Genomic DNA, 21,588 nt, shown 5'->3' with positions numbered 1-21,588 from the left:
CAGATCGCAAGGTTACCGACATTAGGTGAAATAATGTTATCTAAGCAAGAAAGTAGTATAAAGGAAATAATCAAGAGAGATGGAACAGTAGTAGAATTCGATCAATCAAAGATCTCACGGGCAATATACAAAGCGATGCTCTCAGTTAAGACTGGTTCAATGAAAGAGGCTGAGGACATAGCCACAAGGGTTGTGAAGGATCTTGAAAAAGAAACAGAAAAACCTACGGTCGAACAGATTCAGGATAAAGTCGAAACAACATTAATGTCACTATCAAAAAAAGGGAACAGATACAATGAAGTGGCCAGAACGTACATACTCTACAGGGAGAGAAGAAAGGCAATAAGGGAAGAAAAACTAAGACTAGGAGTAACAGACGACCTTAAACTGTCTATAAACGCGGTCAAGACCCTCGAAGCTCGCTATCTATTAAAAGACGAAGATGGAAAAATCATTGAGACACCTAGTCAGATGTTTGCTCGTGTTGCATCTCATGTGGGCGTTGTTGAATTGCTGTACGATTACATGAAATTTCAGAAAACTGGCAAGTTACCTGAAAATGGCAAATTGTTTGGTAATTTCGATAAATATCATATGGAAGTCTTGAAAAGAGCGTTTAATCACCTCGTAGAAGAGAATGTATTAACTGGTTCCTTTGATGGATTCCTGGATTTTGCACAGACAAAACCAACAACGGCACCAGAGACTATCGAAAAGTTCTACAACGTAATGAAAAATCTTGAATTCGTTCCGAATTCACCTACGCTGATGAATGCGGGTGCCAGACTTGGGCAATTATCGGCATGTTTCGTGCTGCCAGTAGGTGACAGTATTGAGGAAATATTTGATGCCCTGAAATACCAGGCGATGATACACAAATCCGGTGGTGGAACTGGTTTTTCTTTCTCCAGATTAAGGGAAAAGGATGATCTCGTCGGTTCAACAAAGGGTGTTGCCTCTGGACCGGTCTCCTTTATGCGTATATTCGATACGACCACTGATGTAATCAAGCAGGGTGGGAAAAGGAGAGGAGCAAATATGGGTATACTCAGATATGATCATCCAGACATAATGGACTTCATTATGAGCAAGGATTCAGAAAATACCGTGCTCAGCAATTTCAATATATCTGTGGGTATGACCGATGAATTTTTCGAAAAGCTGGAGAACGATGATTACGTCGATCTGATCAGTCCTCGGTCACACAAGGTTGTGAGGAGAGTTAAGGCGAGAGTAATGTGGGACACGATAGTAAATAAAGCCTGGCAAACCGCCGATCCGGGACTGATATTTCTGGATGAAATGAACAGGAAGAATCCAGTTAAACATATAGGAGAGATAGAAGCAACAAACCCATGTGGCGAACAGCCCCTTATGCCTTACGAACCATGCAACCTCGGTTCGATAAACTTGAATAAGTTTGTCAAGGATGGGGAAATAGACTGGGGACGGTTGGAATATGTTGTAAGACTCTCTACTAGATTCCTGGACGATGTCATCGATGCCAATAAGTTTCCGGTAGAAAAGATAGAACGAATGGCCAGAACAACAAGAAAGATAGGTCTCGGATACATGGGTTTCGCCGATCTTCTCGTAATGCTCAGGATTCCTTACAACACCGGAGATGCGTTGGAGACCGGGGAGAAAGTGATGAGTTTCTTGGATGAAATATCACATGACGAATCACACAGGCTGGCTGAGGAACGCGTGGTATTTCCAGGGTGGTACGGATCGCTTCATGAAAAGAACGGGATTACTATGAGAAACTCAACAACGACGACTATAGCACCTACAGGTACCATTTCGATCATAGCCAACTGCTCATCTTCCATAGAACCCCTATTTGCTCTCGCTTACGTAAGGCATGTGTTAAATGGACAGGAATTAATGGAGGCAAATCCATTTCTTGAGGAGATCTTGAAGGAGAGAGGGCTCTACTCTGACGGGCTGATGCAGGAAATTGCAAAGACAGGAACGCTCCATGGAATCGAGCTACCAGGTGACATAAAAAACATATTTGTGACCGCACACGAGATTGATCCCGAATGGCATGTCCTCATGCAGGCTACTTTCCAGAGATATTGCGATTCTGGCGTCTCGAAGACCATAAATCTTCCAACGACCGCAACTCCAGAAGATATAGCTAAAGCATATATGATGGCCCATGAACTTCATTGCAAGGGAATAACCGTCTACAGGGACCGAAGCAAGAGTGAACAGGTCCTATACTCTGGCTCAGAAAGCAGAAAGGAAAAAGAAGAGGAAAAGGTAAGGCCAGATTCAGAAAGACAAACTCTTGAGCTTATCGCAAAAGTCCCTGAAAAATACTTGAAACTGGATGCAACTTTCGATCCTGCTTGCCCAACGGGCAGATGCGACAAATAATATTTTTACAAAAACATCTTTATTTTATTTGTTACGTGGTGTTACATCGGTCTCCTCATGGATCCAATGGAAAACATTTCTCAGCTTGAGAAAATGGGCCATATGAATAGTAAACGCCTATAGAACCGTTCAGGAATAGGTCTGAAACAGATCCGGAATTCTTGTTGAATCCCATGGCCTCATAGAAATAAATCAATTCGGTCCCGTCAAAATTATTTTCGCTAATAAATATCGCTTTCCTCGATTCGTTTTCATAGTTTATGCTGGCTATTTGTAATGATACATAAAGCATTGATGTGTTTGCAAGAGAAACACCAACCACACGGACTTCAAATTCGAATGGAAAACTGCCAAAAGCACAACCTGGAGACACATTGAGCTGCACATATAAATAAGTGGATTTTTGTACAGAATTTATATCTTCATAATATACCGGAACGTTTGATGCGAAATAACCGTTGATATCTCCCGCAACCAATGTTGTAACTCTGTGCGGATGTGGCCCGGCCTCATAAACAAGGGCTGGTGTGAGAAGTGCTAGGATCACAATAAATACGAGCATCCACTTTACAGTATGACTCATTAACCATTACCCCCACACCAGAATAAATACAAAGTACAATCTAAAATATAAACTTGAGCATAAGTGTCATGGTAAAGAGTGTCACTTTTTAAACTTTGACCAAGTCTTCCATTTGTAACATGCCTATCGAACTAGAACCGATAGTTTAATTTGCAAATTTCTGCTATTTGTCCTTTGTTTGATTATCCGATTGCCAGGCTTACACAAAGAACTATAGAGTATTGTAGAAGTTTAATAGTGTTAAAATAAAATAGTGTGCAAAACATTTATTAATATCATGTTGATTCATTTGTGTGACAGATGTTACCGAATCACATGGAACCCCATTAAAAAAGGAACTTTCTTTTTTTGATTTGATAATAATCGGAATTGTTGGCGCTGTTGGCACTGGTATCCTGTTCAGTGCAGCTGGCATGACGGGAATCGCAGGTCCTGGAAGCTGGCTTGGTTGGCTAATTGGCGGTATATTCTATCTTTTCATTGGACTCACATATGCAGAACTGGTCACCACCTATCCGGAGGCGGGTGGACCGTCTAGATATGCGTTGTATACGCATGGATGGTTTACAAATACTATTAATTCCCTCGCAGATCTGATCTGGTATATCTTCATACCAGCTATAGAGGCATTTGCCGTGGTTGATGGACTCTCAATTTTCGATCCGAGTCTGGTCACGAGTTCTGGTGGACCGACTCTGATGGGGGGGTTGGTCGCTGTCGGGCTTATGCTAATAATGATACCTTTCAACTACTTTGGCGTTAAATCATTCGGCCGCTCAACTGTCGGCTTTGGAATCGTGAAATTGTTCTTCTATATCGCAGTAGCGATTGGTTTAGCAGTGACATTCTTCGATGCTAGAAACCTAACTAATTATCACGGTTTTTTACCTTTTGGTTTTTCAGGAGTTTTCCTGGCGATACCTTTGGCCATGTTCGCTTTCGGCGGTATTAGGGTGATCCCAGACTATGCAGAAGAATCAAAGAAATTCCGCAAGCTCCCGTTGGCAATAGTAATTGTCGTTGTAGGACAGTTGCTAATTTATCTTTTGTTAGACTTCGTTTTTGTTACTGGCATTAACTGGTCAAAACTCGGTATAGCTGCCGGTGACTGGGCGTCTATCGGGAATATAAAAGGGAATCCGTTTATCACTCTTGCACACAGCTATAATGCACCATTTGTTCTCATCCTTACTCTGATTATAGGTATAATTGGCCCATTCATAGTAGGTTACATTTATCTCGGAGGCGGATCAAGGGTAGTTTTTGCGCAGGGTAGAACAAAGATTATGCCAAACCTTGTAAAATACATTCACAAGAAGTATTCAGTGCCCTATTGGGCCCTTTTAATCACTGCGCTTGTTGGAGCTATCCTGGCGTTCATAGCAGCACCAATACCAAGCATATACGGCTTAATTGAAGACGCTGTTGTGGCGGGTTATCTTGGATTCGCAGTAAATCCGGTAGCGCTTGTTGTATCCAGAAGACAGGGATCGACAAAATACCGCATCCCTGGCGGCTATATTTTTGCTCCACTCGCGTTCATATCGGCTTCTCTTATAGTTTTCTGGAGTGGATGGTTGACCGTATACTATTCAGTATTGATTTTAACAATAGCAGTGATAATATTTGGCCTGATTTTCCCGTTGGTAAGAGGTACGTCAAGAAGAGATTTAAAAAGTGTAAAAAACTCGATATGGTACATTGTTTACATCGGTTTTCTCCTTGCAATGACTTACATAGGGAGTGATGGAGGACTTAACATAATTCCATTCTACACCACAACGGCAGTAGTTGTTGGGGTTTCCGTCGCAGTCTTTTTCCCGCTTGGGATCCTGTCTGGCTTAAAACACAAATTAAATGAGCCGGAATATTCAACTCAGAGGAACTTCGAGGATGAAGAGCCAATAGTACTGCAATGAGAAATTTATTGCAGAAATTAAATTTCAATGGAACAAATTTCGGCGTGCTATTTTGTTGATGCACGTAACGCTATGAAAGGTGAAAATTTGCTTGCTTTCCTGAACCGTATACTTAATTTTAGAAACGCATTAACACGAAGCAAGATTAATGCCCTCGTAATCCATTGGTTTCTGTGGAAAACGGAAAGCGGAACGTAATAATCATAGGTGCTGGAAGCACAGGGTCAAGCATTGCCTACAATCTTTCAAAAACTGGAAATAAAGTTACGGTTATAGATCAGCGCGGCATTGCAGGTGGTAATACTGGCAAGTCAAGCGCACTCATAAGGACGCACTACAGCAACGAAATTATTGCGAGAATGGCCCTCTATTCGTTCAATGTGATTTCAGACTTCGAAAGTATAGGCTACTCAGGTTTTAGAAAAACAGGAATGATTTTTCCCTTTCATGATAGAGACGTTGAAATTGCAAAAAGAAACGTCAGTATGCTCAAGTCCATCGGGATAGATGAAGAGATAATGGAACCTGCTGAAATCCGACATTTTTATGATGACGTGAACCTTGACAACTTTGATTTCGTAACCTATGAGCCAGAAAGCGGATATGCCGACCCTGTTGCAACATCAAATTCCTTTATGGAAAAGGCAAAGGGATTTGGGGCCGTAATGCTCTCGAAGAAAAAAGCACTAAGAGTGGACAGCAAAGGAGAGCGAGTTACAGTAACTCTTGTAGATGGTAAAGAGCTCACGGGAGACAGGGTTGTTCTAGCGACAAATGTGTGGACCAACGATCTGCTATCACAGTCAGGGGTGTCAGAATCCAATCTGCTACCGATCTCAGCCTCATTGCATGGTATAATTTACATAAGGAGACCAAAACAATATGTCGGTATGAAACCTACTCTCTGGGACCCACCTCACGCAGCATACTACAAGATGGAGGGTGAGACCGTTACTGCATTAGGGAGTTTAGACCCTGAGATAGACCGGAAAGAGGTTGATATACATGAATTCCTCCCCGAGACAGTTACCCAGGAATATCTGGAGGAATATCTTGAAAAAATCGTCTCTAGATTGCCTTCAATGCGTGACGCGACCGTAATTTCGTCATTAACTGGACTATACGACATGACCCCGGATGGACAAGCCGTAATAGATTCACTTTCAGGCTTAGGCCTGGACGGCGTATACGTATGTGCAGGTCTGAGCGGACATGGTTTCAAACTTTCCCCAGCCTACGGTAAAATCGTGGCCGATATGGTAAATGGCGAAGATCCGGAAAAATCTATTTTTGATTGGAGACCGTTCAACATGCGTAGATTCAGAGAAGGCAAATTGATAAAGTCACTCTACGCCGATATAGCAACAATATATTGAAGTCCCTTAACGGCAAGTAGAAAATAGATTCTGTACACCAAAGTTTGTCCTGAAAGCGGAACTTAATCTTGCGGACAATAGCTTAAATGTCGGCTGTAAACATATGTGCTGGATTCAATTTCACCTACGACTCAGAAATCTGGTTTAACTCGGAAATTTAATAAAGATTATACCAATCACACATTTCCAGCAGGGGTTGTCGAGATTGGTCAAAGGCGCCAGATTGAGGGTCTGGTTCCGTAGGGATACGAGGGTTCAAATCCCTCCCCCTGCATTGAGATTTGGAGAGGGATAGGTGTAACTACCCTAAAATTGATAAGCGGTCTATCTCGCAATTCCTTCTTTTATCGCATACTCCGAAAAATAGCTTATAATCAAGTCTGCGCCAGACCTTTTGAACGAAGTTAGCAGTTCCTTCACGACGCTTTTTCTATCGATCAACTCGTATTTTGCAGCATTCATTATCATTGAGTATTCACCGCTCACATTGTAGACAGCCAGAGGCAGTGAGAACGTGTTTCTAGCTTCACGCACGAGATCAAGGTAGAACATGGCTGGCTTCACCATAATTATGTCAGCGCCCTCCGAAATATCTTCTTCTATTTCACGCATCGCTTCGCGGGAATTTGCGAAGTTCATCTGATATGATCTGCGATCTCCAAAAGAAGGTGCAGAATGCGCCGCTTCCCTGAAAGGAGCGTACATGGAACTTGCAAACTTTGCACTGTATCCCATTATTATAGTATTTTTGAATCCGCTCTGATCGAGTTCTTCCCGGATTGCCTTTACCTGGCCGTCCATCATACCAGAGGGTGCAACGACATCGACGCCAGCATCAGCATAAGAATGGGCAATTTTTCTGTATTCCACCAATGTTTTGTCGTTGTCTACATAGTCGCCGGACAGGATGCCACAATGACCATGATCCGTATATTCACACATGCAGAGGTCTGCAAAAACGTTGAGAGAAGTTTTCTTCTTTAATTCCAGTATCGCCCTTTGGACTATGCCGTCTGTAGCGTAGGATTGACTTCCTGTCGAATCCTTTATTTTCGGTATTCCGAATAAGAGTACTGAACTAATTCCAGTCCTTTCATACTCCTTTGCCTTTTCAATGCCGGAATCAAGAGAATAATGATATATACCCGGCATTGTACTAATTTCTTCCTTATCCCCTATAGTCTCGTCAAAAAACATTGGCATTATCAAGCTCTCTCTTCTTACAACATTTTCAGAGAAGATTCCCCTTAAATTCTCTGTTCTTCGCAAACGTCTCATTCTCATCTCAGGATAGATCGGCATAAATCATCATCGCCAGCGGTGTTCTTTAAACTATGTACACTGGCAATACCCACATAACAATCAATCTGATAACTTTATCAGTATGACTGTTGTGAAACACTCAAAGAAACAGTTTGGAAACGGGAGTCTGCTTATAATTCGCAAAATACTTTTCGATGATTAAATAGACGCGATAGCGGACGCAGTCACCATTTATGCTTTTTGGGAGTAATGATGGTCTAACTAGCGTTCTTCCCGCAAGGTAAAAATTTCAATTTGAGAGGAGACAATAGAAAACTATGTCTCGGATTCAATCTTTTCCAGGATTGCGTTTATATCAGGGTGTTCCTCCACGTTGCGGGAGGGATATCCATATTGTCTCATTGTTTCTGCACTTTTCTCTCCGATAGCAAATAATTTCTTGTCGCCTAGCGCTCGTGTGCCATATTTATCTATGAAATATTTAAAGGAGAGAGAAGAACCAAAAAGAATGGATTTAACCTTTGAGAGTTCGTCCATTGATGCCGTATATTTCGATGGTATGATCCTGTACGCCTTGACATAGTTAACAAGTATGTTTTTTTTCTTCAAACCATCCAGAAACCATTGTGAGGTATGATCGCTTCCTATAAGTTCCAGGCTTTTCCAACCCTTGGCGATTATCAGTTCAAGCAGTCCACGTGAATTCATGTTGTCGGGATAAATTGAACTAATACCATAGTTTTCTAAAAGCGATTCAGCAGTCTTGTTCCCTATGCAAATGGCATTTGCATTCTCAATCCTGATTCCAGACATCTTGAGGGAATTTACTCCACGTTTTGACATTATCACGATGTTGCCTGTTAACACAGGTATGTCGGAGATCCTAACGTATTCAATATCGAGAACAGGGACGTATAAAATTCCTTCAAGCTTTGATTCAGGCATTGCTCCAACGTAAGCAACCTCGTTATTTGCCAAGTGTATCACCGATTTTCACTATTGAGCCTTTAATCTGAGATTCCTCTGAAAAATCCAAATCCATATCAGCTCTTGAATCGTCTATTACTGCAGAGAAGTACATTTTCTTGTCCGGGAATTTACCACGAAGGGAGACAGGAAAGTTGCATCCCAGGCCAAGCTCTCTTAAAACACGTCTCTCCGCTGACGCCTCCCAAAGTGAAACAGGATCCTGGATTTTCTTAAAAAAATCAGCAATGGGATCTCCCTTGCGGGCTACTACTGCAATGAAACCTTGGTTTGGATCAGGGGGAAGATCACGCTCGGAGAAAACGAACCCTGGGGGATTCAGACCCAAGCGATCAAGCGCAACCTTTGCTACGACAGTAGCGTCATATTCTCCGCTGAGACACTTGTTTATCCTGGTGTTTATATTTCCTCGTATCACTGAAAATTTTACGTCTTTTGCTAACAGCGATATGTAGGACTTCCTCCTGACGGAGCTTGTTCCTATCGTTCCCCTGAATTCGTTCAATGGAGTTTTGGAAACGAAGAAATCATGGGGATCTCCTCTCTTGGAAAAATAAATAACGTCGAGCCCGGGATCAATAAATGACGGCATATCTTTAGCCGAGTGGACTGCAATATCGGCCTCTTCATCAAGAACAGCTTTGTTGAGTGATGAAACAAAGACACCGTCACTACCCATGTCATAAATAGGAGAAGAATTGTTAATGTCGCCAATGGATTTTGTTGTTAATACCTCGACACCAATGGATGCGCCCTCAAGAGCCCTAGAAATCTCACTGGTTTGCCTGAGTGCAAGATCACTTCCCCGAGTTATTATTCTGACTTTTTGCATCCGTTCCCTCATCTTAAACACAGTAAAAATCTATTTGTATGCATTGTTGCGAAACTCTCGATTCTTATAAGTTAAATGACTCAAAACACTATGACGCCAGTACCTGGTTCTATCCGTAGCTTTTTTTGTTGCCGAGGAGCACTGTATAACGTTTCAGGATCTAAAGCTGTTATGGATTCACTGGCAAAGTTATTTACTTATTCTATGATTAATGGCGAGTGAAAATTTTACTTCAGACCTTAAAGGGGGAAGAAACAGAAAGAGTACCGTTTTGGTACATGAGGCAGGCTGGCCGATATCTCCCAGAATTTGCTGAATTCCGCAAAGAAGGTTTCCTGAACATGCTCCTTAATTTCGAGACTATGGCGTCCGTAAGCAGTCTTCCATTAAGGTATTACGATCCTGATGGGATAATAATTTTCTCTGATCTGCTTGTTCCGCTTTTAAAAACCGGTAGAATGATACATTACGATGAGAATCTCAGAATATCGGAGGATTACACAGCGAAGAATCTTTATGATCGTATTAGCAGGTCCACATCAAAGGCGCTGAACAAACTCAGCCAGACAGAAAAAACAGTGATTGGATTCGTAGGTGGACCATTTACTGTCGCCTCCTATATTTTTGACGGAAGAAAAACGGGATATCCCGAAACAAAGAGGATACTGGAAGAAGGCGCCTTGAAGGATCAGTTGGATCCTGTAATTGACGCCATTCTTGATTATGCAAAAGTGCAGGTCAATGCGGGTGTCGAGGTAATTCAGATATTCGACAGTTGGATTGGCTCGCTCTCTTCCAACCTTTTCAGAAAGTACCTAAACGACGTGGAAAAGGACTTTGTAGAGGACATAAAGAGACTTGGTAAGCCCGTTATATTTTTTGCTGAGGGGGCATCGCACCTCTACAACCAGATCACAGAATTGAGCTATGATTGTATATCGATAGACTGGAGACTCACACTTGACCAGTTTTCAAAGATTGATAACGACAGGCCTGTTCAGGGCAACCTTGATCCATATCTGCTGTCATCTGACACAGGAGTGTTGATGAGGGAAACAGATCGCATACTGGAAGAAGGGAAAAGATTCCGGGGGCACGTCTTTAACCTGGGCCATGGAATTCCCCCTTATACGGACGTGAAAAAACTTATTGAAATTTCAGATAGGGTGAGGCAGTTCAGATGTCATCGAAGTATGTAGTTCTGATGTATTATGGTTTTCCAGAAAATCCCGATGGTTTGATGGATTATCTGAGAGATATTTTTAAGGGAAAAGAACCGCCGGAATTCGTAGTAAAAGAAAATGAAAAGAAGATCGCTATGCTTGGGGGGACGTCGCCTTCCATTAAAATAGTCCGCGCAATCAGGGACAAGGTCGAAGATTCGCTGAGCAGACTTCTGCCAGATTATAAAGTAGTTCTTATAGCGAAGCATGTCAAACCCTCAATAAATGAGGCAAAAGAAATGATAGGCAATCCTGAAATTTCTGTGGAGGTTCCATTGTTTCCGATATATTCCAGCTTCATCTTCTCTTCTTACTTCGGACCATTTGAGAGCTCTGTTCGTTCAGAGCGAAGTATCAGAGTCAGCGACCTCTCTTCCAACAAGCCGTTTCAGCAGCATTTCATAAATAATATAAATGAAAATTTTGATACAGGCGACAGAAAGAGTCTTTTCATTTTCACAAGCCACAGCGTACCTATAAACGGCTATGAGCCTTATCCGAAAAACATCAATGATCTCGCTTCTGCTATCTGCTCAGCTACCGGTATTGACAGGCCTTTTATCGTCTATCACAGCAGAGGTCCGTTTGGAAAGAACTGGCTCGGCCCAGATTTTGAATATCTCCGAAGTTTCTGCCGCAGGAACTCAATAGAGAACGTGGTAGCGGTACCTATAGGCTTCATTTACGATCACCTCGAAGTACTATATGACCTTGATATAGACCTGAAAGGAAGACTTGCCCAGGATGGAGTTAGTTTCCAAAGAGTACCACTCCCTAACGACTCGGAAGCGACCATATCTTCTATAGTTTCTTCGGTCCTTCGTAATACAGCCGGCAATGTTTAGACCCGTATTAATAACTATGCTGAAAGTCATGACATGGACTAGCATTTGGAGGGAAAAAATATAATATAAAGTTACCTATCAAATATGAGTGTTCAGTGAAAAGATAGCGTGGAAGATCGGGGTAACCGGAATGAAAGGTTCAGGCAAATCCTCAATAATTTCACGCATTGTATATGGCACATTCGATCTCGGAGGAAGGGCAAAACCTTTCTTCAAGAAGGCGGTAACTTTTAAGCATGAAAGTAAGAATGTTACTGCCGATATATTCTTTCAGGAAATTGAGAATGATCAAGGCACTGAAAAACTCTACTTTGGTATGAATCTGATCATCGTCGCGGTCGATATCTTGAACAAGGAGAGCGTTGATTATGCAATCTCAGCCATAAAGAATTTTAAGGTGGGCAATAAAAAGCTTCCACTTGTTGTCGTTGGAAACAAATCTGACATGAAGTACGAGGCTGAGATCTGGAAGGAAGACCTAGAATACATTAAAGAAAAATTTGAAACTGAATTTTTCATCGTTTCAGCAAAGACCGGGGAGGGTATTCCTGAACTGCTTAATTATTGTGTAAATATTATGAAAGAGAATTATTATGCAAAAGAGTGACGGTAAAACAGAGGTTCTCTTTAAAGACATTCCCTTTGAAATATCCATAAACAAGAAGCCTGAGTTTATAATAAACAAGATGAAACTTGGCCACATCTCAGGAAAAAAATTAATTCTCGATGAATACGAATGCCTCTATTTGTATCTGAAAAAGGTAATCTCCCCTCTTGATAAAATTCTCAATTCTACTGCAGGTATACTCAGCGTAGTCGTTGATGATGAAGGGTTTCTTGATAGGTTCATGGTTTACACGTTCCTGAAATCGAAGGGCTTATTCGTCAATGTAATTTACAAAGCCTTCTTTTGGGACAATAATTCAAGGAGACCCACGAACGGCCCATTAATTGTTATAAAGGAAGATCAGAAGATGAGTTTTAAGGATCTGCTTGAAAATTCAGGACACGTTTATGCTGCAATAGATGACGATTATGGTATCACTTTGTTTACGTCTGAAATTGTAGAACTCAGAGGGAATGTTGGAACACCTGACTTTAATGGCATTCATGTTGAGCAGATAAATGGGACAAACATAGTATCGGAAAGAAAATTACCTGACTGGTTTGGAAATCGATTCTCTGACCTAAAGATTCTGAACAAGTTTGAAGCTGCATTGCTTTCTGGCGGGGATGATGAGAAAAAAGCACTTGGAAGCGTTACGTTGGGCGCATTTTCTGATATTGTCCAAAGAGGATTTATAGTTCGTTCGGGATTCAAATATGGCGCAAACTTCAGACTCTATTCAAGGAGTATGGATGATCACGCCGAATTTCTTTTGCATGTTATAGAGGAGCCGGAAGAATGGTATAAGATCAGCAGGGCTGTCCGGGTTGCTCAGGGTGTCAGAAAGACTATGATTTTCGCAGGGGATATGGGTGGAAAAATATTATATATAAAAATAAATAGGGTAAAGGACAATTTCTTTTCGAATCAGACCTGAGCCTCGAAATCGTCAATTGTATTACTGAATTCTTTGTAGTCTCTGATTGTGCCACGATCTTTCATGATTTCTCTTGCGAGAAGCCAGTATATCACAGCGAGCGATCTGCGTCCTTTATTATTAGTAGGAATCACCAGATCAACAAAATCCGTCTTGTTATTGGCATCACAGAGCGCAATAATTGGGACACCAATGGACCTTGCCTCCTTCATAACCTGTGTATCAGCAAGAGGATCTGTGATCACTACAACTTTTGCCTCAATGTAGCTGTTAAGCTGTGGATTTGTCAAAGTTCCGGGTATAAATCGACCCGTAAGGGGGACTGCTCCTATAACCTCGGAAAAACGAGACACTGGTTTAAACGCATACTGGCGCTGAGCCACGACAAGAATATCGCTGGGCTTAAACCGGCTAAGCATCTTTCCTGCTATTATTATTGCCCTGTTCGTTTTCTTTATGTCCAAAAGATAAAGGCCATCATTCCTGATCTTGAAGATGTAATCCTGCATATCTTTCGATTTTACCTGTGTCCCTATGTGAACACCAGATTTCTGGTAATCTTCCTCTGAAAGTAACATCGGTTCTTCTTCCATTGATATATCTCCTTTCTGCACTCCTCGTTATTGGTAGCTTATATATTTACATTTTCGACGAAAGTAAGCATTTCGATAATTTTGATATAAAAAGTTCCCAAAATAGGTGATTAACTGTCTAGTGCTTTTATTCCCATTCGATTGTTCCCGGAGGCTTATCAGTGATATCGTATACTACTCTGTTTATTGCAGGGACAGAATTAGTTATTTCTGTAGATACCCTCTCAAGAAATTCCCAGTCAGGTCTTGAAAAGGTTCCGGACATCGCATCCGTAGTATCAATCATTCTTATGGCTATTGACTGACCGTAGCTTCTCTTGTCTCCATGAACGCCGGTTGTTTTTACCGGAAGGAGTACAGCAAAATACTGCCATGGTCTTTTCGAGCTATCGAGATATTCTTTTTCAACGCTGGCCTCCAGGATCTCTGTAACTTTCTGAAGAAGCTCGACCTTCTCCTTCGTCACCTCCCCGATTATTCGAACTGCCAGACCAGGACCAGGAAACGGTTGAAGATCCGTGGGCATTTTCAGGTAATCGGAAACGGCTCTAATTTCATCCTTATAAAGGTCTCTCAGTGGTTCTAGAAGTTTCAGTTTCATATGTTCTGGTAAGCCTCCCACATTGTGGTGGCTCTTTATTGTATCTCTTACAGATCCACCGCTCTCTATCCAGTCAGGCGCAATTGTACCCTGAAGAAGTGTGGATGCCTCGAACTCCTTAGCTACTTTTTCAAAAACGTCTATGAACAGTTTACCGATAGTTTTTCTCTTTTGCTCTGGATCCGTAATCCCTTGAAGAGCTTCAAAAAACATGGAGGAGGCATCAATGATTCTATAGTTTATATCGTATTTTCTGAATAGTTTTTCTACCCTGACAGATTCGTTTTTCCTCAATAATCCTGTGTCTACAAAGACGGCAAGGATGTTCTCTCTGTCTGCCATGGCACAAAGGACTGCGAGAAGCGAACTGTCCTGACCACCAGAGCAGGCAAGGATTCCCCTTCCCTTAAGATTTGATCGAATGTTATCCACTGCTTCCTTTACGAACTTATCTGAATTGACCATACGAATGGAGATGACAATTCAAGAATAATACTTTCTCAGCGAATTAATTAATTTCAGATAGTAATACACTATCATGCATTCTCAGGAACTTTTTGATTTGTCCAGGGATCTTTTTCCAGGCGGAGTAAATTCTCCTGTAAGGTTTTACCAGCCATTTCCAAGATTCATGCAACGGGGCAAGGGATCAAGGATCTTTGACATTGACGGAAATGAATACATTGACTATTGCCTTGGTTTTGGCCCTATGATCCTAGGGCACGCCGATGAAAATGTTATTGCAGCCATAAAGGAACAATCGTTGGACGGTTCGCTGTTTGGCGCGCCTACCTTACGAGAACTAGACCTTGGTGACACCATACGTTCAGCCATATCTTCGATAGAAAACATGAGATTTACAAATTCTGGAACTGAGGCAACCATGCATGTATTGAGACTCGCCAGATACTTTACCGGCAGGGATTTACTTGTCAAGATATCTGGAGGATTCCACGGTTCGCATGACATGTCGCTCAATACAGATAGGGATTTTGACGGCAGTGCGAAAAACGTTACCATTGAAGTGCCATTTAATAATTCAGAGGCGCTAGAGTCAGTGTTCAAAAAATACGGAAAGCGAATAGCGGCCCTGATCCTTGAACCGGTTCTGGGTAACGTAGGCGTTGTACCACCCAGGATAGAATTCCTCAAACATGCCAGATCTGTAACCCAGCAATACGATTCCCTACTGATATTCGATGAAGTGATCACTGGGTTTCGATTCCATTTCGGTGGTTACCAGGATATCGTAAAAATTAAGCCAGATCTAACAACCCTGGGGAAAATAATAGGAGGTGGGCTTCCCGTCGGTCTTTTTGGTGGACGGAAAGACATAATGAGCAAAGTTGCCCCTGAGGGAAAATTCTACCAGCAAGGAACATTTTCAGCAAATCCTCTTGTTATGGCTGCCGGCATAGCTACTTTGGATAAACTTAGACATGCAGATTATGGAAAATTAGAAAAATACACCGCCTCTCTTGTTGAGCACATCAAAAAAACGTTCAAAAACCAGGAAATGGATGTAACAGTAAATAGAGTCGGAGGCATGTTCACAGTATTTTTCACAAAGAATGAAGTGACTGATAATGAAGGCGCCCAACGAAGTGATGATACTATGTACGCGAGGTTCTTTAATTCTTTACTAGAAAATGGAATTTTCATCCCCGGTTCAAAGTTGGAAACATGTTTCGTTAGCTTCTCACATACTGAGGCCGATCTGCGACAGACGAAGGAAATTTTGGACAAGATATCGGAAAAAATGGATTGATAGATCGCTCTAAAGCAAAGATTACCTGGTGAGTAAAATTAAGTCTGGACTCTGAAAATCGCAAGGTAATCTGTGTATTTTTTTATTTGTACGACTCACAAATTTATTCCACGGTATGTTTTCACTCGGAAATATAAATTGGAGGACTTGGTGAGTCCTTCAATTTGAAAGCGAAATGCCATGGAAGCGATAGCTTGATTTTATGTTATTTTCTTCTTCTTTGATTCACCAATGTATCCTTAGCAGAGTTAAAGTTTAGAAAATCTACGGAAGGGATTCCAATGAGCAATAGCATATTGTTGGATTTTTCCAATGGAGCGGGAGTTTCGACTTCAGTCAATGATTTCATAAGCCCCTGCAATTTTGAAACGGCAAGATTGAAAGAAACGTCGGAGAGCTTCGAAAAGCTGGCGATATAGAAATTTTTTCGTATCATCTCTTGAACATTTTTCATATAGCTGTCATCGGAGGAGAGGACCTCTTCTGCTATTAGATTCAAAAGAAATGATTGTGACTTCAGAAAAGAGAAAAGAACCTCCCTAAGATTGTTAATATCTTGGGACCCTAGGCTCAAATCCACTTCACTTTGGGAAATGGAATCAAATGCAGCTTCATTTATTGAATAGTACTTCTCGACATAGCCTTTTTTAACCTTAACACTGGGCTCCCTCAGAAATCCATCGGAAACAAGTTCTGCAACCGCCTGATAAAGGTTGGATCTGGTTGTCTGCAAGGTCTTTGACATCTGAGTAACAGTCATGGGACCTTTCTGCATAAGCAACAGAACTATACCTAACTTTGTTGGATTCCTAAAATTGCTTATGAATACATCGGATCTCTTTTGCTCCACCATGGGAGTATATTTATATATCAATTAAATATCTACGTATAAGTGAAAATAATACGTATAAGGAGAACTTTTATGGAAGAGGGCTCAGAAACTAGAAGAAAAAATTTCAAACTCACAGTATCCAACCTCGCAATATCGCGTGCAGGCACCTCGGCATTTTCTCTCATGATCCTCTGGATCACGCTTCAGCTTACCCATATCCCTGCCATTGCAGGCCTTGCAGACGGAATGTTTACACTTCCGTTGTTTTTCTCATTTTTCGTCGGCTCCTTCATTGACCGTTCTCGTGACAAAAAATTGATAGCTATAATTGCGTCAATTATTCGTTCCATTTCTATATTCCTGCTTTTCATTGCTGTGAGCACACACATTCTTGCCGTAATCGTGTTTTTTATATTCCTCTGCGTAGTCATAATGGGATTCACCTCAGATATAAGCAACTCTGTAAGAGCCATCTGGGTGAAAGTGTTCCTTAAGGATGAAGAATACCAGAAAGGCTCCGCGTGGATGATGGGCATCGGATCCCTCGCTGAAATGGCAGGTTTCATCGCTTCCGGAATTTTCATTTACATTGGATTTCTAAAAGGAATATCTGCCCTTTTCGTGGTTCTGGTGGCTTCATGCGTTCCGATAATATTTATCATACAAAAACCAGATCAAAGGGAAAGGCAGTCTGTCAAAAACGACATGAAGAAGGGGCTGAAATTTCTAAAAGAAACCAAAATTATGCAGCAGATGATTTTTCTAATGATCATAGCGAATCTAGCTGTTGCAATGATGGGAATAGCATTCACCGTTCTTGTTGAAGAGATCTTTAAACTGAATGCCATATATTTCAGCATCGTATTCATATTGGTCTCTCTTGGAATTGTTCTGGGATCAATGCCTGGCTCCAGAGTGAAAGGAAAACTTGGCTTTATAATTATACCCCTCCTGCTGGTGACGGGCGCCATGTTCGTATCAATTGCGTTTCTCCGGTCCATATACCTAACATATATTCCAGTATTGGTCATTGGGTTCTGCGTCGGAATGATCAATCCGCCAACCGAATCCGTTCTGATCAAGAGAATACCGGAAGAAATGATGGCGCGTTCAATGGGGATGGTCAATACGATGGCAATATCAGTGACTTTTTTCTCCGGAACTATAGGCGGGCTGATAATACAGTTTACTTCGATCTTTTACCTGTTTCTGATAATCGGCTCTCTCGTTATATTGTCGGGTTTTGGAATATTTTTCATGAAGGAACTCAGGGATGCTCCAGTGAAATAATGGATGCCAATTTCAATGAGTTTATTTATCGATTTCACTTAATGTAACATTAAACATGACAACTGTAGTATGCAACAAATGTGGAAAAAAAAGAAGCGGGTTTTCATATAAGGTCACATGCGAATGCGGAGGTATATTTTCAATCATTCCGGATTTCAAATTCAGGAGTGAAAACTTATGGGAGAATTTTCCATATCTGAAGAAGGTAAATAGCCTGGGAGAATGCGAAACTCCAATGGTCTCATTTGATAATATGTCTATGAAACTTGAATATTTTTCTCCAACCTATTCTTACAAGGATCGCGGATCTCGCACACTCATCTCGTGGCTATCCCAGAACTTAAAACACGGCTCGATAATAAAAGAGGATTCCTCGGGAAATGCCGGTGCTTCCATAGCAGCCTATGGAAATGCTGCAGGATTTGAGACTCATATATTCGTTCCTGAACACGCTGTCAGGGAAAAATTGGCGCAGATAGAATCCTATGGTGCACACGTGCATAAAATTCCTGGTAGCAGGGAGGATGTCACGCGTGCTGCACAGGAATATGAGGGATATTTCGCAAGCCATGTACTTAATCCTGAATTCAGGGATGGTATGCGCATGATAAGCTATGAGATATTCAAGCAGGTTGGGCAAGCAAGGATTCCTACCGTTTATGTTCCTCTTTCGGCAGGCACCCTATTCCTTGGTATAGTTTCAGGATTTGAGCATCTCTATTCATCAGGTGAGATCGAAAGTGTTCCGAGATTTGTCGTTGTCCAGCCTGAATACGTCTCTCCCATATGTTCCGTAATCAACTGTGTCAAGCGAGATGAAACTGATTTTAAGGATTCCATTGCAGACGCCCTGGTCTCGAGGAAACCTGCACTGGCAGAGATGATAATCCAGAAGATAAAGGAGCATGGGTCATTATGCCTATCCGTGAGCGAAGATCAGATAATAAACGCAAGAAGGAAACTTGCGTTGATGGGTTTTTTGGTCGAATACAGTTCAGCGACTGTTCTTGCTGCATATGAAAAGCTTGGGCATTCTGAGGAAGCATTATTGATAATGACTGGAAATGGGCTAAAAAACCTGTAATCTAATTATTTTGTTCCTCTTCCGGAAACTTGTGGTCTTCTATCGTATCACCATTAACTATCAGGGAATAAGTAAGGGCCGCCCCACCTTGCTTCACTATAATCGACACGCTGCAATACTTTGTGAGAGAAAGATTGATCGCCCTTTTTAGTTTCTGTAGATCTACGTTTCCCTCGAAGATATAGCTTATATTTACTTTGGTGAGTGTCTGCGGATATTCTTGTCTCCTTTCGCCTGTAACCTCGCACCTGAATCGCTCATAATCCGTTCGCATTTTAGGAAGCATGGTAACAATGTCTGCAGCAGAGCAACCACCCATAGCCATGAGCAATAACTCTGTAGGGGAATAATATGTTTCAGAATTGGCAAGTGGATCCTTCAATCTGACCTCATGTTTCCCATCCTGCGAAAGAAAAAATTTACCCTTTTCGTATTGAAACGAAACTTTCATAAAAGGTTTATTTGTGTATAGGATATTTACTTTTCCGGTACTTTTTTGAGCGCAATCCCAAGAGCTTTTAGAGCACCCATCATTGCTGAGAGACCAGCAGAAATGTCCGGATCTTTAAGTAATGCATAAAGACCCATAAGGCCAATTGATTCAGGATTCTTTGCACCGCTTACCATGTTATCAAAGATCAGATCGCTGTTGAATGCTATTGCCTTTAAGGTGTCTCCAGCTCTCTCGCTGGACAGAGAATGTGACAGGGCTGCGAGAACGTTCACCATTTTTACAACGCCAACCAGAGCATCCCTTGAAGTAAGAAATGTCGTAAGAAATTCAAGATCACTAGGGAGGTAATCGGATGACAGATCATCTAGGATCTCTATAAGGCCAGATTTTCTCATCCTGGTAAGGAGATTGAGAAGCGAAGTCAGCGCATCTTTGTTCTCTAGTAAACCTATTATCAGTGGCTCAATGTCGTCATCTATCTTTGAAACATCTTGTTTATCTGCTTGCTGTTCGTCAACCATAATTACACCACACCCCTTAAAACTGTTGAGAAGTAAGTATTAGAAGCAGACCACTTGAGCAGAAAGTCACCTTTATTTTCCTGTATTGTCCTCAACTTCTTCCCTGGAGCTTCTACATAACTGAAAGCAGTATCTTTTCCCGTTATTACAACCTGAGGGGCCGTTCCCTGGAAAACGCTATCAGAAAGTCCTCCTACAGTCTCAGAGATGATTCTGGCCACAACAAATGAAGCTTGCATGTATCCTGAAGCTGAGGACTTTGCGTTACTCAAATTATTCGAATCGCCAATGCAGAAGATGTTGCTCTTTCCCTTCAATGTTAGCGTGGACGGATCGACATTGACGTACCCTTGCTCATCTGTCAAGCCGGACGCTTTGAGGAATTCCTGTCCTCTGTGCGGAGGAGAAAGAACTAAAAGATTGTAATTGAGTTTGGAACCGTCTGATCCTGTTACTTCCTTATTTTTTGGATTTATACTTGTGACAGCGAACCCTGTTTTGTATTCGATATTCTTTCTCTTTAGTATCGGTTCTATAATCTGTGAAAGTTGTTCGTCGTGAGTCACACCAGAAAATGGCGACAGATAAGTGATCTTTGATTTCGCCCTTACCCCCTTGTCAGTCAGGTAGGAATCGAGCAAAAAGGAGAATTCATAAAGAGATTGTGGAGACTGGATAGGCTGACCTGTACTCCCTACAACAATGTTTCCGCCGGAAAACGATTTCAGGTATTCTCTGAGTTCCATCGCATTCTGTAAGCTATAGAAATGCTTGGCCTCCCCGTCGTATCCTGGTACCTCTTCTGTGGCGTATCTGTTGCCAGTTGCAATTATTATGTAATCGCCTACGTAACTTTTTCCGGAGCGTAAAAATACTATGCTATCATCCGGGTTAACCCTCAGGATCTCATCATCTATGTAATCTATGCCATTGTTAAGAAGGAAATTCATTGGTTTCACGCTGTCCCTGTAGTTCTTGTAACCGAATGGTATAAAAAGACCATCTGGCTTGTAAAAATGCCTGAACGTTTTTCCTATAACTGTGATCTCAAGTTCATCTTCTCCAGCATGTGATCTTAATTTGTTTGCCGCAGTAATCCCAGCCGATCCATCGCCCAATATTAAAACACTCTTAGATGCTACCATTCAAATACACTTCCATTTTCTAAGTAACGTTCTGTTTTTACTCAGAAAGAAAAAAGGTCTGCCCAAATTATGATCGATGAAATATGTGTTTAACAACAACCGTAAATTCCATCGTGAAGCAGACCTCAAATACACAAACACTTTATCGCTTTGATTTATTAGTATTTTTGTTTTTGTGATAATTGGCAAAAGATTACAAAATAATCTTTTGGAATAGACATGTAACACAAAATGGATAGTGTACTGAATCTGCTGTAAAATTGAAAAGGTCCTGCACAATTCGGATTTGAAGAGGCGAAACTATGCAGGACCAGTTAGATGTAGTGAAAGAAGTAATAAGTAT

Annotated in this window: 20 protein-coding genes and 1 tRNA gene; 11 read left to right on the top strand and 10 right to left on the bottom strand. The window is 41.5% G+C overall.

Going from position 1 to position 21,588, the window contains the following annotated elements; translation table 11 throughout:
• Positions 1-33 precede the first annotated feature (33 nt).
• On the top strand, positions 34-2,385 hold the full coding sequence (locus LVQ96_07680; GenBank protein MCW6171035.1) for an adenosylcobalamin-dependent ribonucleoside-diphosphate reductase: 2,352 nt from the start codon (positions 34-36) through the stop codon (positions 2,383-2,385).
• A 55-nt stretch (positions 2,386-2,440) separates the two neighbouring features.
• Here LVQ96_07680 and LVQ96_07675 read toward each other — a convergent pair whose 3' ends face one another.
• Positions 2,441-2,968 (bottom strand): hypothetical protein, encoded by a 528-nt coding sequence (locus tag LVQ96_07675; GenBank protein MCW6171034.1) that lies wholly within the window; start codon positions 2,966-2,968, stop codon positions 2,441-2,443.
• Between the two features lie 293 nt (positions 2,969-3,261).
• On the opposite strand from LVQ96_07675, the gene LVQ96_07670 reads away from it, so the two are divergent.
• The 3 genes from LVQ96_07670 (at position 3,262) to LVQ96_07660 (ending at position 6,537) form a co-directional block, all read left to right on the top strand.
• Positions 3,262-4,887, top strand: a complete 1,626-nt coding sequence (locus LVQ96_07670; GenBank protein MCW6171033.1) for an APC family permease — start codon at positions 3,262-3,264, stop codon at positions 4,885-4,887.
• 173 nt (positions 4,888-5,060) lie between these two features.
• Positions 5,061-6,263 (top strand): FAD-binding oxidoreductase, encoded by a 1,203-nt coding sequence (locus tag LVQ96_07665; protein MCW6171032.1) that lies wholly within the window; start codon positions 5,061-5,063, stop codon positions 6,261-6,263.
• A 189-nt stretch (positions 6,264-6,452) separates the two neighbouring features.
• Positions 6,453-6,537: transfer RNA gene (locus LVQ96_07660), tRNA-Leu, on the top strand.
• Between the two features lie 50 nt (positions 6,538-6,587).
• On the opposite strand, the gene hemB is transcribed toward LVQ96_07660, so the two are convergent.
• The 3 genes from hemB to hemC form a co-directional block, all read right to left on the bottom strand.
• Positions 6,588-7,565: a porphobilinogen synthase gene (gene hemB, locus LVQ96_07655; protein MCW6171031.1), complete on the bottom strand. Its 978-nt coding sequence runs from the start codon at positions 7,563-7,565 to the stop codon at positions 6,588-6,590.
• Between the two features lie 276 nt (positions 7,566-7,841).
• Positions 7,842-8,504, bottom strand: a complete 663-nt coding sequence (locus LVQ96_07650) for a uroporphyrinogen-III synthase (protein MCW6171030.1) — start codon at positions 8,502-8,504, stop codon at positions 7,842-7,844.
• Positions 8,494-9,345 carry a hydroxymethylbilane synthase gene (gene hemC / locus LVQ96_07645; protein MCW6171029.1) on the bottom strand — a complete coding sequence of 284 codons (852 nt, stop codon included), beginning with the start codon at positions 9,343-9,345 and terminating at the stop codon, positions 8,494-8,496. The genes LVQ96_07650 and hemC overlap by 11 nt, the downstream gene beginning before the upstream one ends.
• Before the next feature lie 218 nt (positions 9,346-9,563).
• Between hemC and LVQ96_07640 the strand changes: the two genes are divergently transcribed.
• The 4 genes from LVQ96_07640 (at position 9,564) to LVQ96_07625 (ending at position 12,957) form a co-directional block, all read left to right on the top strand.
• Entirely contained in the window at positions 9,564-10,544 is a 981-nt protein-coding gene (locus LVQ96_07640) for a hypothetical protein (GenBank protein ID MCW6171028.1), read from the top strand.
• The gene (locus LVQ96_07635) at positions 10,526-11,413 is read left to right on the top strand and encodes a ferrochelatase (protein MCW6171027.1); all 888 of its coding nucleotides are present in this window, start codon (positions 10,526-10,528) and stop codon (positions 11,411-11,413) included. The genes LVQ96_07640 and LVQ96_07635 overlap by 19 nt, the downstream gene beginning before the upstream one ends.
• 88 nt (positions 11,414-11,501) lie before the next feature.
• Positions 11,502-12,020, top strand: coding sequence for a GTPase domain-containing protein (locus LVQ96_07630; protein MCW6171026.1), 519 nt, complete (start codon positions 11,502-11,504; stop codon positions 12,018-12,020).
• Complete coding sequence (locus LVQ96_07625) at positions 12,007-12,957, top strand: hypothetical protein (GenBank protein MCW6171025.1); 951 nt, start codon at positions 12,007-12,009, stop codon at positions 12,955-12,957. Before LVQ96_07630 ends, LVQ96_07625 begins: the two co-directional genes overlap by 14 nt.
• Here LVQ96_07625 and rpsB read toward each other — a convergent pair.
• On the bottom strand, positions 12,948-13,550 hold the full coding sequence (rpsB, locus tag LVQ96_07620) for a 30S ribosomal protein S2 (protein ID MCW6171024.1): 603 nt from the start codon (positions 13,548-13,550) through the stop codon (positions 12,948-12,950). The genes LVQ96_07625 and rpsB overlap by 10 nt on opposite strands.
• A gap of 127 nt (positions 13,551-13,677) precedes the next feature.
• Entirely contained in the window at positions 13,678-14,616 is a 939-nt protein-coding gene (gene guaA, locus LVQ96_07615; GenBank protein ID MCW6171023.1) for a glutamine-hydrolyzing GMP synthase, read from the bottom strand.
• Positions 14,617-14,689: 73 nt separating this feature from the next.
• Here guaA and LVQ96_07610 point away from each other — a divergent pair, with 73 nt between their 5' ends.
• Positions 14,690-15,919 carry a glutamate-1-semialdehyde 2,1-aminomutase gene (locus LVQ96_07610; protein MCW6171022.1) on the top strand — a complete coding sequence of 410 codons (1,230 nt, stop codon included), beginning with the start codon at positions 14,690-14,692 and terminating at the stop codon, positions 15,917-15,919.
• Between the two features lie 205 nt (positions 15,920-16,124).
• On the opposite strand, the gene LVQ96_07605 is transcribed toward LVQ96_07610, so the two are convergent.
• The gene (locus tag LVQ96_07605; GenBank protein MCW6171021.1) at positions 16,125-16,772 is read right to left on the bottom strand and encodes a winged helix-turn-helix domain-containing protein; all 648 of its coding nucleotides are present in this window, start codon (positions 16,770-16,772) and stop codon (positions 16,125-16,127) included.
• A 69-nt stretch (positions 16,773-16,841) separates the two neighbouring features.
• Here LVQ96_07605 and LVQ96_07600 point away from each other — a divergent pair, with 69 nt between their 5' ends.
• Entirely contained in the window at positions 16,842-18,041 is a 1,200-nt protein-coding gene (locus LVQ96_07600; GenBank protein ID MCW6171020.1) for an MFS transporter, read from the top strand.
• A 55-nt stretch (positions 18,042-18,096) separates the two neighbouring features.
• On the top strand, positions 18,097-19,125 hold the full coding sequence (locus LVQ96_07595) for a pyridoxal-phosphate dependent enzyme (GenBank protein MCW6171019.1): 1,029 nt from the start codon (positions 18,097-18,099) through the stop codon (positions 19,123-19,125).
• Between the two features lies 1 nt (position 19,126).
• Here LVQ96_07595 and LVQ96_07590 read toward each other — a convergent pair whose 3' ends face one another.
• Genes LVQ96_07590 through LVQ96_07580 form a run of 3 tightly spaced genes read right to left on the bottom strand, consistent with a single transcriptional unit; the run spans position 19,127 to position 21,245 of the window.
• On the bottom strand, positions 19,127-19,576 hold the full coding sequence (locus LVQ96_07590) for an OsmC family protein (protein MCW6171018.1): 450 nt from the start codon (positions 19,574-19,576) through the stop codon (positions 19,127-19,129).
• A 26-nt stretch (positions 19,577-19,602) separates the two neighbouring features.
• Entirely contained in the window at positions 19,603-20,100 is a 498-nt protein-coding gene (locus tag LVQ96_07585) for a DUF1641 domain-containing protein (GenBank protein ID MCW6171017.1), read from the bottom strand.
• A gap of 2 nt (positions 20,101-20,102) precedes the next feature.
• Positions 20,103-21,245, bottom strand: coding sequence for an NAD(P)/FAD-dependent oxidoreductase (locus LVQ96_07580; protein MCW6171016.1), 1,143 nt, complete (start codon positions 21,243-21,245; stop codon positions 20,103-20,105).
• Positions 21,246-21,588: the final 343 nt, after the last annotated feature.

It is taken from the genome of Thermoplasmatales archaeon, from assembly GCA_026127925.1.
Taxonomy (GTDB): Archaea; Thermoplasmatota; Thermoplasmata; order Thermoplasmatales; family Thermoplasmataceae; genus JAKAYB01.
Note: the sequence above shows the minus strand (reverse complement) of the source record. Positions and strands in the feature narration are given on the sequence as shown.

Excerpts from the sequence above, each read along its gene's own strand:
- LVQ96_07680 (MCW6171035.1), top strand. The coding sequence starts at position 34 with ATGTTATCTAAGCAAGAAAGTAGTATAAAGGAAATAATCAAGAGAGAT.
- LVQ96_07675 (MCW6171034.1), bottom strand. The coding sequence starts at position 2,968 with ATGAGTCATACTGTAAAGTGGATGCTCGTATTTATTGTGATCCTAGCA.
- hemB (MCW6171031.1), bottom strand. The coding sequence starts at position 7,565 with ATGCCGATCTATCCTGAGATGAGAATGAGACGTTTGCGAAGAACAGAG.
- hemC (MCW6171029.1), bottom strand. The coding sequence starts at position 9,345 with ATGCAAAAAGTCAGAATAATAACTCGGGGAAGTGATCTTGCACTCAGG.
- LVQ96_07635 (MCW6171027.1), top strand. The coding sequence starts at position 10,526 with ATGTCATCGAAGTATGTAGTTCTGATGTATTATGGTTTTCCAGAAAAT.
- LVQ96_07625 (MCW6171025.1), top strand. The coding sequence starts at position 12,007 with ATGCAAAAGAGTGACGGTAAAACAGAGGTTCTCTTTAAAGACATTCCC.
- rpsB (MCW6171024.1), bottom strand. The coding sequence starts at position 13,550 with ATGGAAGAAGAACCGATGTTACTTTCAGAGGAAGATTACCAGAAATCT.
- guaA (MCW6171023.1), bottom strand. The coding sequence starts at position 14,616 with ATGGTCAATTCAGATAAGTTCGTAAAGGAAGCAGTGGATAACATTCGA.
- LVQ96_07610 (MCW6171022.1), top strand. The coding sequence starts at position 14,690 with ATGCATTCTCAGGAACTTTTTGATTTGTCCAGGGATCTTTTTCCAGGC.
- LVQ96_07605 (MCW6171021.1), bottom strand. The coding sequence starts at position 16,772 with ATGGTGGAGCAAAAGAGATCCGATGTATTCATAAGCAATTTTAGGAAT.
- LVQ96_07600 (MCW6171020.1), top strand. The coding sequence starts at position 16,842 with ATGGAAGAGGGCTCAGAAACTAGAAGAAAAAATTTCAAACTCACAGTA.
- LVQ96_07595 (MCW6171019.1), top strand. The coding sequence starts at position 18,097 with ATGACAACTGTAGTATGCAACAAATGTGGAAAAAAAAGAAGCGGGTTT.
- LVQ96_07590 (MCW6171018.1), bottom strand. The coding sequence starts at position 19,576 with ATGAAAGTTTCGTTTCAATACGAAAAGGGTAAATTTTTTCTTTCGCAG.
- LVQ96_07585 (MCW6171017.1), bottom strand. The coding sequence starts at position 20,100 with ATGGTTGACGAACAGCAAGCAGATAAACAAGATGTTTCAAAGATAGAT.
- LVQ96_07580 (MCW6171016.1), bottom strand. The coding sequence starts at position 21,245 with ATGGTAGCATCTAAGAGTGTTTTAATATTGGGCGATGGATCGGCTGGG.